The organism is Pigmentiphaga sp. NML080357, assembly GCF_002188465.1.
Taxonomy (GTDB): Bacteria; Pseudomonadota; Gammaproteobacteria; order Burkholderiales; family Burkholderiaceae_B; genus Pigmentiphaga.
Map to the genome: position 1 here is coordinate 217,015 of NZ_NINW01000022.1, position 14,474 is coordinate 231,488.

Genomic DNA, 14,474 nt, shown 5'->3' on the forward strand with positions numbered 1-14,474 from the left:
CTCCGAAGCCGTGCTCACGGCTCCGCATGTGTCAATGAAAATCTGGATCATCGTGCTGGCGAATGGGAATCTGCGCCGTTTCGGCCGCGGCCGCGAAACGCGGCGATCAGCAGAAGCCCCGCTCCCAGGGTGATGCCAACGTCGGCTGCATTGAACGCAGGCCAGTGCCAATCGCCCCAATGAAAATCGAGCCAGTCCACCACGGCCCCATGCCGCACTCGATCAAGAACATTGCCGAGCGCGCCGCCGAGAATTGCTGCATAGCCCACGGCCTCAGGTGTTGCAGTCTTCTCGCGGGCAATGAGCCAGGTGAGAAAGGCAGAAGCAGCGACGCCAATAACAATAAAAAAGCCGCGTTGCCACCCACCCGCCTGCGCCAAGAAGCTGAAGGCCGCGCCTGGATTCAGCCAATGCCCGATGTTGAACCATGGCGTGATTTCATGGGAGCCATACAAGGGAATCCACGCGACGATGGCCGCCTTGGTCGCTACGTCGGCGGCAAGCACCGTCACGGCCAACAGGTACATCCGCAAGACAGCCCTATCAATGGCCATGTGGCTTGATGTCCTCAGACGACCGCAGCAAGCGCATCCCATTGAAAACGACCGCCAGACTGGCACCCATGTCGGCCAGAATCGCCAGCCACAGACTTGCATGTCCAGTAAAGGCCAAGGCCATGAACACCGCCTTTGTTCCAAGCGCAAAGACGATGTTGGCCGTCAGGATGCCGGCTACGCGCTGTGACAGCCGGATGAACTCTGGAAGCTTGCGCAGGTTGTCCTGCATCAATGCGACGTCGGCCGTTTCGATTGCCGTGTCGGTGCCAGCTGCGCCCATTGCGAAGCCTATGCTCGACTTGGCCAATGCCGGTGCGTCGTTGACGCCGTCGCCCACCATGCCGACTGGCCCGCGTGAGAGCAGTTCTTCGATTGCCTGCAGCTTGTCCTGCGGCAGCAACTCGCCCTTGGCGCTGGTGATGCCGACCTGGGCAGCCACGGCTTGCGCGGTTTTCGCGTTATCGCCAGTCAACATGACTGGTTCGATTCCCAGCGACTTGAGTTCGGCGATCGCTTGCCGGCTGGTGTCGCGCACTGTGTCGGCCACGGCCAGCAGGGCGAGTACTTGCTGGTCCGTGGCGAGGAGCACAACGGTCTTGGCCTGGTACTCCAACGCATCGAGCTGAGTCTCGACCTCAAGTGTTGAAAGTCCCAGCTCTTTGATCAGCCGGTGGTTGCCGACGTAATAGACATCTCCATCGACGTTGCCTTTGACGCCGCGTCCAGGGATCGCCTCGAACTTGTCCACCTGGGCATGCGGTTGGTTGTAGCCCGCCACGATGGCGGTGGCCACAGGATGCTCCGACAGAGCATCGATGCTCGCTGCAATGCGCAGAACTTCTTCCTTCGGCAGGCCGCGCAGCGATATGACATCGGTCAGTGCGGGGCGCCCATGGGTCAGGGTCCCGGTCTTGTCCAGGGCCACCGATTTCAGGTGCCGCCCTTGTTCGAGGTAAAGACCGCCCTTGACCAGGATGCCTCGGCGTGCGGCAGCTGCCAGGCCGCTGACCACGGTAACCGGCGTGGAGATCACCAATGCGCAGGGGCAGGCAATGACCAGCATCACCAGCGCCTTGTAGACCCATTCGAACCAGGGCTGCCCGAAAGCGAGCGGAGGAATGACCGCCACGGCAAGGGCAAGCGCAAACACCGCGGGTGTATAGATGCCGGCGAACTTGTCCACGAAGCGTTGCGTGGGCGCGCGTTGTCCCTGCGCTTCCTGGACCGATCGTGCAATGCGGTCGAGGGTGGTTTCGCCCTTGCGCGAGGTAACGCGGAACTCCAGCGTGCCGCGCTCGTTGATGGTGCCGGCGAAGACCGTGGCACCGGCGGTCTTCTCCACCGGCATGCTTTCGCCGGTGATCGGCGCCTGGTTCACCGACGACTGTCCCGCGACGACTTCGCCATCCAGTGCGATGCGTTCGCCCGGACGCACCCGCACAACACTTCCGAGTGGCACGGTATCCGCCTTGACCTCGCGCCATTGACCGTCGGGCTGGCGCACCAATGCGTTCTCTGGCGCCAGGTCCATCAGCTTGCGGATGGCATTGCGGGCCCGATCCAGGCTCAAGGCCTCGATCATCTCGGCGATGCCGAAGAGCCAGATGACCACCGCCGCCTCGGGCCACTGGCCGATCAGCGCCGCGCCGATGACGGCGACCGTCATCAACAGGTTCATGTTCAGCGAACGCGTCTTCAGCGCGATCCAGCCCTTCTTGAGGGTCTCGACCCCACCCAGGCCGATGGCCGCGAGGCAAGCAAGAATGATGGGCCAGGAGGCCTCGGGAGCACCCGCGAAGACCATGGCCTCCGCGCCGAGCGCCAGCACGCCGGAGACCGCCATCCGAATCCATTGCCCGCGCGAGATGCCGGTGCCGAACTCACGGGGAGCGGATGGCGCCGGGTCGGAGGCGCTTTGGAGCACTGGAGCCATGCCGAGCCGCTCGATCGCGCTGGTCACCGGAGCCAGATCGACAAGCTCGTGGCTCACGGTCAGCGTGCGGCCCATCAGGTTGAAATCCAGGGCCTTCACCCCAGGCATGCCTTCGAGCGCCTTGCGCAGCAGGCCCTCCTCGGTCGGGCAGTCCATTTTTTCGATCAGGTACACGGCCTGGCCCTGCGGCCCGGTGTCGTCAGCGTGCTCAATGCTGGCCTTCATGCCTACATCGTTCAGGGCCTTGAGGATCGGCGCGGGGTCGGGCAGACGGTGCTGGACATCGAGCCGTCGCCCCATCAGGTCGAAATCCAGCCGTTCGATGCCATCGACCGCACCAAGGCGCTTGCGGATCGTTGCCTCTTCGGTAGGGCAATCCATGTTCGGAATAAGGAAGCGTGTACCGTTCCCTGTCGCCGGTGCCGGGGTTTGCGACGCCGCCGTGCTGGGGATGAGGGCTTCGACAGCGATTGGCATGCTGCCCGCCGTCTTTTCCACCGGCTTCATTCCCAGGCCTTCGATGGTCCTGGCAATCGGGGCTGTATCGGTCAGCGAATGGGTCACCGTCAGCGTGTGGGCCTTCAGATCGAAGTCCACCGCCTGCACGCCCGCCAGTGGCTCCAGCATCGAGCGCAACTGGCGCTCTTCGCTGGGACAGTCCATCTCCTTGATGAAGTAGATGACCTGCTGCGGCGCGGGTTCCACGACCGCCCGCATGCCGATGTCGTGCAGCGCGCGCAGGATGGCGTTCTGTCCAGCTGGTTCGCGTGTGACCTCAAGGCGGCGACGGGTCAAGTCGAAAGCCATATCCCGGACGCCATCGACCTGCGCCAAGCGCTTGCGAATCTGAGCCTCCTCGCTGGGGCAATCCATGTTGGCTATCCCGAAGTGGGTCACGAGTGGCTCAACGGTCGCCGCTGCGCTCATGGCGCTCGCTGAACAGCACGCCGTGGTGCAGGAGGTTTCGGTGTCTGCTTTCATGGATCGATCCGTTCTTCTTCAAGAGTCAGGTGGTGAGACGGGCCAGCTTTGCCAGTCTCCGCGCAGGAGAGCCAAAGCGCAGACGCCGACAGCGTTGCGACAGGTGCCGTTCCCCTTGTGCTTTCATTTACAAGGGCTATTTCACACCTTGGAGTAGCTCCAAGGTCAAGCGGCTACGATGCATGTCCTGACAACATGTGAGTGTTCTGCGATGAAAATTGGCGAGTTGAGCCACGCCACCGGCGTGGACACCGACACGATCCGGTTCTACGAGAGGACGGGGGTGTTGCCGCCGCCAGCTCGGCAGACCAATGGATACCGGGTATACGGGACGGAACACATCGATGGACTGTCCTTTGTCCGCCACTGCCGGGCCTTGGACATTCCTCTGGCCGATGTCAGGCGGCTCCTGAACTTCACATCCCGTCCGGATGAGGATTGCGCGGACATCAACCGGCTGGTCGACGAGCAGATTGCGAGGGTGCGTGCCCGCCTGACCAGCTTGAAAGCACTGGAAAGGCAACTGACGACGCTGCGCGCCCGCTGCTCCGCAGGACATCAAGCGAAAGAGTGCGGCATCCTTGGCGAGCTGGTCTCTGCAGCGCAGCGGGAAGCGTAGTCAAACAGATCTATCGATGGCGCAGGGCAAGACGCCTGTGCGCAAGCACTGGCAGCAGGCGAAGGCTGTGTTGACATGCGCCGGCAAGACCGCCTAAACTACGTACCAAACAACAGACATAGAGTCTTTTCGTCGTTCGATCGCCTGAGCCATTCTTTTCCCCATGCCGACCCATGCATTCACCATACGCAAACTCGCCGACGCGGCAGGCGTTGGCGTGGAGGCGGTGCGCTATTACCAGCGCGGTGGATTGCTGGCTGCGCCGGATCGCGTGGACGGCGGCTTCCGGCAGTATTCGGAGGACGATGTCCGTCGTCTGCGCTTCATCAAGCGGGCTCAGGCATTGGGGTACTCGCTGGAGGACATCGCCGAACTGATGTCCTTGAGTACCAAGCGTGATCGGCTGCGCGTGCGGGAAATCACCCGCGAACGCATCGCGGAGATCCGGGAGCGCGTGGCCGACCTGCAGTCGATGGCCTCGGCGCTGGAAAATCTGGCCGATTGCTGCGCCAAAGCGCCAGAAGGTTCGGCCTGTTCGATCATCGCCGCGCTGACCGGGGAGCAGGACTTAGATCCGGCCATCGCCGATCCGAGCCTCGTTGCGCAGGCAAGCGTTGCCGGCCGACGCAGATCCGTGCGGCCGGGCGCTGAAGCCTATCACCGCACTGATGGGGTGGCCGCATGACGATGACGCGCATGTTCAGGCGATTCGTCTGCCGGCTGATGCTCGGTGTGCTGGTCTTCGGCCAGTTGGCCATCGCTGCCTACGCCTGCCCCGCACTGTCGGGCATGCCGCAGTCGCTTCCGACGATGGCCCTGAATGCGTCGGCCGCGGCGATGCCCGGTGATGAGGCCGGTGCTGCGATGGCCGTGTCGCCCGACATGGTCGCAACGTCAGACATGGCCGCCATGGCGAGCTGCGACCAAATCGACGACAACGCCGCCAACTTGTGCGTAGAGCACTGCCGTTTCGGCCAGCAAAGCGCCGACCATGCGTCGGCCCCGACCGTACCCGCGGCGCTGCTGACGACCCTCTACACCCTTCCGGTGCAACCCGAGCCTCTCGGGCATGGCTGGCCTTCGGCCGACGTGATATTCCGGCGCGTCGCGGCGTCTCCGCCGCACGCCATCCTGCACTGCTGTTTTCGCATTTGATCTCCTGACGCTGGTGCGGCCGGCCTGAGCCGGCTGAACCAGACCGATCGGTCGCGCTTGCGCGTGTCCGCGAGTTTCCGCTCGCCCCCGCCAAGCTCCATTCGACCTGATGGCATTCGTCAACTGGAGATCCCATGTTCATCGACTCTTTTTCTTTCCGCACGCCGGGCGGCGCTGTGCCATGGCGCAGGCTTGCTGCCGGCATCGTTGCGGCATTCGCCATGGGCGCCGGTGCAGCCCATGCCGCCGACGGCCTGACGCTGGATCAGGCGCTGCGCCTGGCACAAACCCGTTCTCGCGCGCTCGTGGCCCAGGATGCGACGGCATCGGCCGCACGGGACATGGCGGTCGCCGCCGGACAGCGGCCAGACCCCACCCTCAAGCTCGGCATCAACAACCTGCCCGTCAACGGCGCGGATCGGTTCAGCCCGACGCGCGACTTCATGACCATGCGCTCCATCGGCGTGATGCAGGAGTTCACACGCGAAGACAAACTCAAGGCCCGTGCCGGGCGCTACGAGCGCGAGGCCGAAGTCGCCGAGGCCGGGCGCAGCCTGGCGCTCGCCAACCTGCAGCGCGACACCGCCTTGGCCTGGCTGGACCGTCTCTTCCAGGAGCGTGTGCGCGACATGCTGGTGACCCAGCGCGACGAAGCGCGCCTGCAGATCGACGCCGCTGATGCCGCCTACCGGGGCGGGCGCGGCACGCAAGCCGATGTGTTCGCCGCCCGTTCGGCGGTCGCCCAGATCGACGACCGCATCGAGCAGGCCGAGCGCCAGGTCGCCACGGCCCGCACGCAACTGGCGCGCTGGATTGGCTCCGTCGCAAGCGATCCCCTGGGCTCGGTTCCGGCATTGGATATGGTTCGCCTGAGCCCGCAGGATTTGGAAGCCCAGTTGGCCCACCACCCTGAAATCGCCGTGATGCAAAAGCAGGAAGAGGTCGCGCAGGCCGAAGCCGACATCGCGCAAGCCAACAAGAAGACCGATGTGAGCGTCGAGCTGATGTACAGCCAGCGCGGCCCGGCCTACTCGAACATGGTCTCGCTCAATGTTTCGATCCCGCTGCAGTGGGACCAGAAAAACCGCCAGGACCGCGAGCTGGCCGCCAAGCTCGCCAGTGTCGAGCAAAAGCGCGCCGAGCGCGAGGAAGCCACGCGCGCCCATGTGGCCGAGGCACTGGCGATGCTGCAGGAATGGCGCAGCGACCGAGAGCGCCTGGCGCGCTACGACAGCTCGCTGCTGCCACTGGCCACCGAGCGCACGCGCGCCTCGATCGCCGCCTACCGCGGCAACGCGGGCACCTTGACCGCGGTGCTAGAGGCACGCCGCGCCGAGATTGACACGCGCGTCGAACGCTTGCGCCTGGAAATGGGCGCGGCGCGCCTGTGGGCACAACTGAACTACCTGGTGCCGGCTGGTCACGACACGGCCGCACCCCGCCCCTGAGCACAACCGAGAGACCTCCCATGAAAACCAAAAACCTCGTGATGGCCCTCGTCGCCGCCGGCGTGCTGGGCGCCGCCGGCTACGGCCTCTACACCCTCGGCATGCGCCACGGAGCCGACATGCCGGCCACGCCTTCGAATCCCAGTGGCATGGCATCGCCGCAAGCGGCGACTCCCGCTGTTGCTGCGCCTGCCAATGAGTCGGGCGAGGACGCCACGCGGCGGCATATCGCGGCCGGCCTCAAGGCCGGCGACGTCGATCCCGCCAATGGCAAGAAGATCCTGTACTACAACGATCCCATGGTACCGGCGAACAAGTTCGACAAGCCGGGCAAGTCACCCTTCATGGACATGATGATGTCGCCGGTCTACGCCGACGGCGATGCGGACCAGGGCAAGGTCACCGTCAGCTCGCGCATCCAGCAGAACCTCGGCGTGCGAACCGCTGAAGTGACCGAAGGCACGCTGTCGCCGCAGCTGTCCGCTGTTGGCAGCATCGCTTTCAACGAGCGCGACCAGGCGATCGTGCAGGCGCGTGCCACCGGCTATGTCGAGCGCCTGCACGTGCGCGCCACGCTGGACCCGGTTGCCAAAGGGCAGCCCTTGGTCAGCCTTTATGTCCCGGACTGGATTGCTGCGCAGGAAGAGTTCCTGTCGGTACGGCGCATGAAAGGCACGGACCTGGGTGGACTCGTGGACGGTGCGCGCCAGCGCATGCGTCAGGTTGGCATGGACGATGCCCAGATCGCGCTGGTCGAGCGCAGCGGCCAGACCCAGCCGCGCATCACGCTGAGCGCGCCCCTCGGCGGAGTGGCGGTCGAAGTGCTGGCGCGCGAAGGCATGACGGTGGCGCCGGGTGCGACGCTGTTCCGCATCAACAGCCTTTCCACCGTATGGGCCAACGCCGAGGTGCCGGAGAGCCAGGCCGCGCTGCTGCGACCGGGCGCCAAGGTGCAGGCCAGAAGCCCGGCCGCGCCCGGCAGCAGCTTCGATGGCAAGGTGCAGGCGATCCTGCCCGAGGTGAACCCGAGCACGCGCACGCTGAAGGCGCGCATGGAGCTTGCCAACCCGGGCGGCCGGCTGGTGCCGGGCATGTTCGTGACGATGAACTTCGTGGACATGCGCCCCGACAAGACGCTGCTCGTGCCTACCGAGGCGGTGATCCAGACCGGCAAACGCACGGTCGTGATCGTGGCCGAAGACAACGGGCGCTTCCGTCCCGCCGAAGTCGATGCCGGTATCGAGAGCGGTGGCCAGACCGAGATCAAGCACGGCCTCTCGGCCGGCCAGCGCGTGGTCGTGTCGTCGCAATTCCTGATCGATTCGGAGGCCAGCCTCAAGGGCGTCGAAGCCCGCCTGAACAGCGCGCCGTCGGCGGTGGCAGCAGCTTCACCGCCGGTCCCGATGGCCGCCAGCGCGCCGCGGCATTCCGGTGAGGCCAAGGTCGTCGGCATCGGCAAGGACGCGCTGACCCTGTCGCACGGTGCGATCCCCACGCTGAAATGGGGCCCGATGACGATGGATTTCAAGCTGCCGCCTGACGGCTCGGCACCCAAGGTGCAGGTCGGCGACCGCGTGAGCTTCGAGTTCTTCATGGGCGCGGACGACCTGCCGCAACTCACTCGCGTCACGCCGATGGCGGCCGGAGGCAAGCCATGATCGCCAAGCTGATCCGCTGGTCCATCGCCAACCGCTTCCTCGTGCTGCTGGCCACCGTGGCGCTCAGCGCCTGGGGCATCTATGCGGTGCAACGCACACCGCTGGATGCGCTGCCCGACCTGTCGGACGTGCAGGTCATCATCCGCACCACCTATCCGGGTCAGGCGCCGCGCATCGTCGAGAACCAGGTCACGTACCCGCTGACCACGACGATGCTTTCGGTGCCGGGGGCCAAGGCGGTGCGCGGCTACTCGTTCTTTGGCGACTCCTTTGTCTACGTGCTGTTCGAGGACGGAACCGACCCATACTGGGCGCGCTCCCGGGTGCTCGAATACCTGAACCAGGTGCAGTCGAGATTGCCCGCCCAGGCCAAAGCCTCATTGGGTCCAGACGCGACCGGCGTCGGTTGGATCTACGAGTATGCGTTGATCGACCGCAGCGGCAAGATGGACATCTCGCAACTGCGCGCGCTGCAGGACTGGTTTCTCAAGTACGAGCTGAAGACCGTGCCCGACGTGGCCGAGGTCGCTTCCGTGGGCGGCATGGTGCGCCAGTACCAGATCGTGCTCGATCCGGACAAGCTTGCGGCCTACGGCATCCCGCACACCAAGGTCGTGGAGGCGATCCAGCGCGCGAACCAGGAGACGGGCGGCTCGGTGCTCGAACTCGGCGAGGCCGAGTACATGGTGCGCGCCTCGGGCTACCTGGGGAGCCTGGAAGATTTTAGGAAGGTGCCGCTCATGACGACAGCCGCCGGCGTGTCGGTGCGTCTGGGCGACGTAGCGCGGGTGCAGATCGGTCCGGAAATGCGGCGCGGCATCGGCGAACTCAACGGCGAGGGAGAGGCCGTCGGCGGCGTGATCGTGATGCGCTCGGGAAAGAACGCGCTGCAGACCATTGCTGCGGTCAAGGGCAAGCTCCAGGGCCTGGCGTCCAGCCTGCCGCGAGGTGTGGAGATCGTGCCGGTCTACGACCGCTCGGGGCTGATCGAACGCGCAGTGGAGAACCTCACGCACAAGCTGATTGAGGAATTCATCGTCGTTGCGGTGGTCTGCTTCCTCTTCCTGTTCCACCTGCGCTCGGCGCTGGTCGCCATCATCTCGCTGCCCCTGGGCATCCTGGCGGCGTTCATCGTGATGCACTACCAGGGCGTCAACGCCAACATCATGTCGCTGGGGGGCATCGCGATCGCCATCGGTGCGATGGTCGACGCGGCGGTGGTGATGATCGAGAACGCCCATAAGCATCTGGAGCATTGGGGCCATGAACACCCTGGCGAGACGCTTGAAGGGACGGCCCGATGGCACGTCATCGGCGAATCGGCGGCGGAGGTGGGGCCGGCGCTGTTTTTCTCGCTGCTGATCATCACGCTGTCCTTCGTGCCTGTGTTCACACTGGAAGCGCAGGAAGGACGCCTGTTCTCCCCGCTGGCGTTCACCAAGACCTACGCCATGGCGGCTGCGGCAGGCCTGTCGGTGACCCTGATCCCGGTGCTCATGGGCTACCTGGTCCGTGGCCGCATCCCCGACGAGAAGAACAATCCGCTCAATCGCCTGCTGATCGCGGTCTACCGGCCGCTGCTCGACAGGGTGTTGCGCGCCCCGAAGCTCACGCTCGTGGTGGCGCTCGTGGTGCTGGCTACCAGCTTGTGGCCGCTGCGGCACATCGGCGGCGAGTTCATGCCGCGGCTGGACGAAGGCGACCTGCTGTACATGCCTTCGGCACTGCCAGGACTGTCGGCAGGGAAAGCGGCCGAGTTGCTGCAGCAGACCGATCGCCTGATCAAGACGGTGCCGGAGGTCGCGAGCGTCTACGGCAAGGCGGGCCGCGCAGAGAGCGCGACCGACCCCGCGCCGCTGGAGATGTTCGAGACGACGATCCAATTCAAGCCGCGCGACCAGTGGCGCGCCGGCATGACGACCGACAAGCTGGTTGAGGAACTCGACCGCATCGTCAAGGTGCCGGGCCTGTCCAACATCTGGGTGCCGCCGATCCGCAATCGCATCGACATGCTGGCCACGGGCATCAAGAGTCCGGTGGGTGTCAAGGTGGCGGGCACGGACCTGGCGACCATCGACCGCCTCACTGGCGAGATCGAGCGCACGCTCAAGGACGTGCCGGGCGTGAGCAGCGCCCTGGCCGAGCGGCTCACCGGCGGACGCTATGTGGATGTGAACATCCGGCGCGACGACGCGGCGCGCTATGGGTTGAACATCGCCGACGTGCAGTCGGTGGTTTCATCCGCCGTGGGCGGCGAGAACATCGGCGAGACGGTGGAAGGCCTGCAGCGCTTCCCGATCAACCTGCGCTATCCGCGCGAGATGCGCGATTCGCTGGAAAAGCTGCGCGTCCTGCCCGTGCTGACAGGAAGCGGCCAGCGGCTGGTGCTCTCCGATGTGGCCGACATCCGCGTCGCCGACGGGCCGCCGATGCTGCGCAGCGAGAACGCGCGCCTGTCGGGCTGGGTGTATGTCGATATCCGGGATCGGGATCTGCGCTCCGCCGTGCAGGACATGCAGCAGGCCGTCGAAAAGCAAGTGAAGCTGCCGCCGGGCTACTCGATCTCCTGGTCGGGCCAGTTCGAGTTCCTGGAGCGCGCCACCGCCAAGCTCAAGGTGGTGGTGCCATTCACGCTGCTCATCATCTTCGTGCTGCTGTACCTGACCTTCGGCGCGTTCGGTGAGGCGCTGCTGATCATGGCGGCGCTGCCGTTCGCTCTGGTGGGCGGCATCTGGCTGCTGTATCTGCTGGGCTACAACCTGTCGATCGCGGGCGCCGTGGGCTTCATCGCGCTGGCCGGCGTGTCCGCCGAATTCGGCGTGATCATGCTGCTGTACCTCAAGAACGCCTGGCAAGAGCGTGCCGACCAGGGTAAGACCAGCGAGGCCGATCTGCTGGATGCCATTCGCGAAGGCGCCGTGCTGCGCGTGCGCCCCAAGGCGATGACGGTGGCCGTCATCCTGGCCGGCCTGCTGCCGATCATGTGGGGCACGGGAACAGGCTCGGAGGTGATGCAACGCATCGCCGCGCCGATGGTGGGCGGGATGGTCACGGCGCCGTTGCTCTCGATGTTCGTCATTCCCGCGGCCTACCTGTTGATGCGCCGGTCGCGCGAACGTAAGGCATCGCCGTGGATGTTCTGGAGGCGTCATCGTGCGGCCGCTTGAATGCTCCTCCGGTGGCTACCGCGCGTGGGGTGCGGCGGCGCTTTGCCTGTGCCTGTCACTGCTGCTGGGCACGGTGGCGCATGCTGCCGTTTCCGTCGCGGAGATTCAGCATGCCGGCCCGGTGATGACGGCGGCGGTCTCGCGCCCGCTGTCCAGCAGCGCCGGCGATTGTCAGACCTGCGCGGCTTGTGTCATCGCACCGGCTCCTGTTGCCCATGCCTTCACCGGCGAGGGCGAAGCGCGAGAACAAGCGCCGGCGGCCTGGCTCGCGCACGCGACGGCGGCGCCGATTCCAACCTGGTTCTTCGATGCTGGAGACGCACGGCTGCGATGGCCTGTGCGCGTTGCGTTCTGCCGGTGGCTGGATTGATCCGATGAGGCCCTCTCGAACTTTTGAATCCAGCCAACCTGAGGAAACCATCATGAAAACATCGTATCTCCCCCTCATTGCTGCCCTGACGCTGGGTGTCTCTCTGCCCGCGCTGGCCGGCCCCGACTTCCAGGCCATCGAGAAAGCACGTGCCGCCCGGCAAGCGGCCGGGGCTGCGCAAGCGGTCACCACCAGAGTCGACAGCGCCTCCGGCCAGCGGGTGAAATGTCTGCCTGCCCCATTGGTGCTGCCGCTGGATCATGGGCCGCGTGCTCAAACGACGCCCGGAGAAAACCGGATGCGAAAGGCACGCTACGAAGCCCAGGTCAAGGCATGCGCGAATCCCGAGTCGTGAGCGCCAGCGCATGACTCTCCAACGCGGGCCATCCCAAGTGACCGCGTTCCATCCGGGGCCTGCCAGAAGGCCGGCCCATTTTTAAAGCTCAGAAAAGGAAACTCATCATGAAACTCGTCTCAACCGCAACGCTGATCGCAGCCTTGTCTTTCTCCGCCATCACCTTCGCTCAATCCGGTGACATGGGCGGCATGAAGATGGAGGGCAAGGGCATGCAGAACTGCATGGATATGAAGGGAATGAAGGGCATGGACATGAAGGACATGGATGCCAAGAAGTGCCAGGACATGATGAAAGGCATGGACGCCAAAGGCACCGCCAAGTCCGCGGCCCATGAGGCCGATGCCGTGGTGAAGGAATTTGACGCGGTCCAGGGCAAGGTCACCCTTGCGCATGGCCCCGTCAAGAGCCTGGGGTGGCCCGCGATGACCATGGCGTTTGGCGTCAAGGACAAGGCCCTGTACGACAAACTCGCCGTGGGCGCGAAAGTCCACGTCGGGTTCAAGAAAGAGGGTGACGGCTACGTCGTGACCTCGGTCAAATAACGCGCCGCAGACGATGTGAGCCTGCGACTACGGTGAACGCGCACGCGTTTCGTAGTCGCATCCTTCCTGCAAATTGATCAAGGTGATCAGCATCGTCACCCAAGGCGTTTTTCTGTTTCACCGCAGATGCAGGGCGATCCCGGCCACTGGAGCATGGCCGGCCACGCTGTCGTGCTGCGCATTGAACCCCTGCGGGTTTCGCCCCATGCGGGCTCTCATCGCTGACACCTCCGGCCCAACTTGCTGACCAGGGCCTGCGCGCTGCGCTTGCCAAGACCGGGTGTAGCTGGATGGTGGGGTGTGGCGGCTTGCTGTCTCCCCATGGTGCCACGGCGTTCGCGCCGTAAAGGGCGGCGCGCCATGGGCGCTTGCGGCCTGCGGCCGTCGTGCCCCTTGACGGCTTGCGCTGCGCCGTGACCCGCAGGGGCTGGGCAATTCCGCCCGGCATCCTTTCAGGAGTTCAGCATGAACTACGCATTCATCACCGACGAGCAGCGTGCGCTGCTGCTGGCCAACGGCCGCGCATCCTTGGAGAACCCGGACTTCGATCCGGCGCCCGTAGTCAAGCTGTTCACGCCCGATGCGGGCGCGACCTGGCTGCTGACCGAGATTGATCCCGACGACCACGACCACGTCTTTGGTCTTTGCGACCTGGGCCTGGGGATGCCGGAAATCGGCTGGGTCAGCCTGGGCGAGCTGGCAGCGGTGCGCGGGCGGCTGGGGTTGCCGATCGAGCGTGACCTGTCTTTCCGCGCCGAGAAGCGGTTGAGCGCCTATGCGCGCGATGCGCGCTTGGCCGGGCGGATCGCTGTCTGACCTGGCCTTGGGAGCGCCGCAAGGCGCTCCTTGTGCTTTCTCGACCATCGAAGGAGATCAATGCCATGAGCAGCCATCACGACTACATCATCGAAATCACGGCGCAGCACGATGCGCTCAAGCCGTTCGCGCCGGAGAACGGCCAGCCCTTGCGCTTCAAGATCGGCGACGCGGTGATCTACACCAACGAGTACGGCGCACAGTTCCGGCGCCGCGTCACCGGGTTCTACCAGCCCACCGGGCTGTCGGGTCTGTACGCGCGCGGTGCGCGATACCTGCTGGACTCGTCATCGCCGTGGATGCCGGTTGCGGAATCCAGCCTGCGTCCTGACGACTCGGCATGATGCCTACGCGCCCCTGACGGGGCGCTGCGCGCTTCGCTTGCCTCCAGGGGAAAGCCCTGCGGGCTATCCCCGCCGCGCGATGCTTGGCACCCCTCAAAGACCGCCGAACCGGCTGCGCCGGATCGGCCAGACAACATCAGCCGCAGATCGACGATGCCTCGCGTTTGCTCATCCTGATCCAGTTGTTCATTCCACTTTGAAGGCTGGGCGTCCCCGGCCACCTGGGAGATAGCCGGTCGCGCTGTCGTGCGCGTGGCGCATCGAGCCGCCTGCGGCGTCTCGCCCCTTCGGGCTTCCATCGTTCCCTCGCTCCGCTCGGCTGACGCCTCCGGCCCGGCTTCCAGCTTCGGGCCTGCGCGCTTCGCTTGCCGTGCGGTCGGTGTGTAGGGACGGCCGTTGCCATGTCCAGCCGTCTTCCCTGACTTCATCACCTTCACCGCGACTGTAGCCCGCGGCTGTGTGCCGTCAAGGCGCGCAGGGCCGTGTCCTCGGCTGCGCCTGCGGGCCGCACCAACCCTGCGCTTGT

General features: G+C 65.2%; 13 protein-coding genes. 11 read left to right on the plus strand and 2 right to left on the minus strand.

Annotated elements, in window-relative coordinates:
* Nucleotides 1–47: 47 nt before the first annotated feature.
* Together lspA and CDO44_RS06695 are read right to left on the minus strand one after the other, a co-directional pair.
* A complete protein-coding gene (gene lspA / locus CDO44_RS06690; RefSeq protein ID WP_016451581.1) occupies nucleotides 48–554 on the minus strand; it encodes a signal peptidase II in 507 nt (168 codons plus the stop codon).
* On the minus strand, nucleotides 544–3,363 hold the full coding sequence (locus CDO44_RS06695; RefSeq protein WP_012202411.1) for a heavy metal translocating P-type ATPase: 2,820 nt from the start codon (nucleotides 3,361–3,363) through the stop codon (nucleotides 544–546). The genes lspA and CDO44_RS06695 overlap by 11 nt, the downstream gene beginning before the upstream one ends.
* Nucleotides 3,364–3,682: 319 nt before the next feature.
* Here CDO44_RS06695 and cadR point away from each other — a divergent pair, with 319 nt between their 5' ends.
* The 11 genes from cadR (at nucleotide 3,683) to CDO44_RS06755 (ending at nucleotide 13,948) form a co-directional block, all read left to right on the plus strand.
* Entirely contained in the window at nucleotides 3,683–4,090 is a 408-nt protein-coding gene (gene cadR, locus CDO44_RS06705; RefSeq protein ID WP_016451579.1) for a Cd(II)/Pb(II)-responsive transcriptional regulator, read from the plus strand.
* A gap of 163 nt (nucleotides 4,091–4,253) precedes the next feature.
* Nucleotides 4,254–4,775, plus strand: coding sequence for a MerR family transcriptional regulator (locus CDO44_RS06710; RefSeq protein WP_012202409.1), 522 nt, complete (start codon nucleotides 4,254–4,256; stop codon nucleotides 4,773–4,775).
* Nucleotides 4,772–5,245: a hypothetical protein gene (locus CDO44_RS06715; RefSeq protein ID WP_012202408.1), complete on the plus strand. Its 474-nt coding sequence runs from the start codon at nucleotides 4,772–4,774 to the stop codon at nucleotides 5,243–5,245. Before CDO44_RS06710 ends, CDO44_RS06715 begins: the two co-directional genes overlap by 4 nt.
* 134 nt (nucleotides 5,246–5,379) lie before the next feature.
* Nucleotides 5,380–6,693 carry a TolC family protein gene (locus tag CDO44_RS06720; protein WP_012202407.1) on the plus strand — a complete coding sequence of 438 codons (1,314 nt, stop codon included), beginning with the start codon at nucleotides 5,380–5,382 and terminating at the stop codon, nucleotides 6,691–6,693.
* A 20-nt stretch (nucleotides 6,694–6,713) separates the two neighbouring features.
* Complete coding sequence (locus CDO44_RS06725) at nucleotides 6,714–8,351, plus strand: efflux RND transporter periplasmic adaptor subunit (RefSeq protein ID WP_012202406.1); 1,638 nt, start codon at nucleotides 6,714–6,716, stop codon at nucleotides 8,349–8,351.
* Complete coding sequence (locus tag CDO44_RS06730; protein WP_012202405.1) at nucleotides 8,348–11,518, plus strand: efflux RND transporter permease subunit; 3,171 nt, start codon at nucleotides 8,348–8,350, stop codon at nucleotides 11,516–11,518. The genes CDO44_RS06725 and CDO44_RS06730 overlap by 4 nt, the downstream gene beginning before the upstream one ends.
* Nucleotides 11,505–11,888 carry a hypothetical protein gene (locus CDO44_RS06735; RefSeq protein WP_059038862.1) on the plus strand — a complete coding sequence of 128 codons (384 nt, stop codon included), beginning with the start codon at nucleotides 11,505–11,507 and terminating at the stop codon, nucleotides 11,886–11,888. Before CDO44_RS06730 ends, CDO44_RS06735 begins: the two co-directional genes overlap by 14 nt.
* A gap of 52 nt (nucleotides 11,889–11,940) precedes the next feature.
* Nucleotides 11,941–12,243 carry a hypothetical protein gene (locus tag CDO44_RS06740; protein ID WP_033945460.1) on the plus strand — a complete coding sequence of 101 codons (303 nt, stop codon included), beginning with the start codon at nucleotides 11,941–11,943 and terminating at the stop codon, nucleotides 12,241–12,243.
* A gap of 107 nt (nucleotides 12,244–12,350) precedes the next feature.
* Complete coding sequence (locus tag CDO44_RS06745; RefSeq protein WP_012202403.1) at nucleotides 12,351–12,788, plus strand: copper-binding protein; 438 nt, start codon at nucleotides 12,351–12,353, stop codon at nucleotides 12,786–12,788.
* 465 nt (nucleotides 12,789–13,253) lie between these two features.
* Nucleotides 13,254–13,604 carry a DUF2958 domain-containing protein gene (locus CDO44_RS06750; RefSeq protein ID WP_012202402.1) on the plus strand — a complete coding sequence of 117 codons (351 nt, stop codon included), beginning with the start codon at nucleotides 13,254–13,256 and terminating at the stop codon, nucleotides 13,602–13,604.
* 65 nt (nucleotides 13,605–13,669) lie between these two features.
* On the plus strand, nucleotides 13,670–13,948 hold the full coding sequence (locus CDO44_RS06755) for a hypothetical protein (protein WP_012202401.1): 279 nt from the start codon (nucleotides 13,670–13,672) through the stop codon (nucleotides 13,946–13,948).
* Nucleotides 13,949–14,474: the final 526 nt, after the last annotated feature.

What these genes read in the sequence shown, in the direction of transcription:
- lspA (WP_016451581.1), bottom strand. Translation starts at nt 554, where the DNA reads ATGGCCATTGATAGGGCTGTCTTGCGGATGTACCTGTTGGCCGTGACG.
- CDO44_RS06695 (WP_012202411.1), bottom strand. Translation starts at nt 3,363, where the DNA reads ATGGATTGCCCCAGCGAGGAGGCTCAGATTCGCAAGCGCTTGGCGCAG.
- cadR (WP_016451579.1), top strand. Translation starts at nt 3,683, where the DNA reads ATGAAAATTGGCGAGTTGAGCCACGCCACCGGCGTGGACACCGACACG.
- CDO44_RS06710 (WP_012202409.1), top strand. Translation starts at nt 4,254, where the DNA reads ATGCCGACCCATGCATTCACCATACGCAAACTCGCCGACGCGGCAGGC.
- CDO44_RS06715 (WP_012202408.1), top strand. Translation starts at nt 4,772, where the DNA reads ATGACGATGACGCGCATGTTCAGGCGATTCGTCTGCCGGCTGATGCTC.
- CDO44_RS06720 (WP_012202407.1), top strand. Translation starts at nt 5,380, where the DNA reads ATGTTCATCGACTCTTTTTCTTTCCGCACGCCGGGCGGCGCTGTGCCA.
- CDO44_RS06725 (WP_012202406.1), top strand. Translation starts at nt 6,714, where the DNA reads ATGAAAACCAAAAACCTCGTGATGGCCCTCGTCGCCGCCGGCGTGCTG.
- CDO44_RS06730 (WP_012202405.1), top strand. Translation starts at nt 8,348, where the DNA reads ATGATCGCCAAGCTGATCCGCTGGTCCATCGCCAACCGCTTCCTCGTG.
- CDO44_RS06740 (WP_033945460.1), top strand. Translation starts at nt 11,941, where the DNA reads ATGAAAACATCGTATCTCCCCCTCATTGCTGCCCTGACGCTGGGTGTC.
- CDO44_RS06745 (WP_012202403.1), top strand. Translation starts at nt 12,351, where the DNA reads ATGAAACTCGTCTCAACCGCAACGCTGATCGCAGCCTTGTCTTTCTCC.
- CDO44_RS06750 (WP_012202402.1), top strand. Translation starts at nt 13,254, where the DNA reads ATGAACTACGCATTCATCACCGACGAGCAGCGTGCGCTGCTGCTGGCC.
- CDO44_RS06755 (WP_012202401.1), top strand. Translation starts at nt 13,670, where the DNA reads ATGAGCAGCCATCACGACTACATCATCGAAATCACGGCGCAGCACGAT.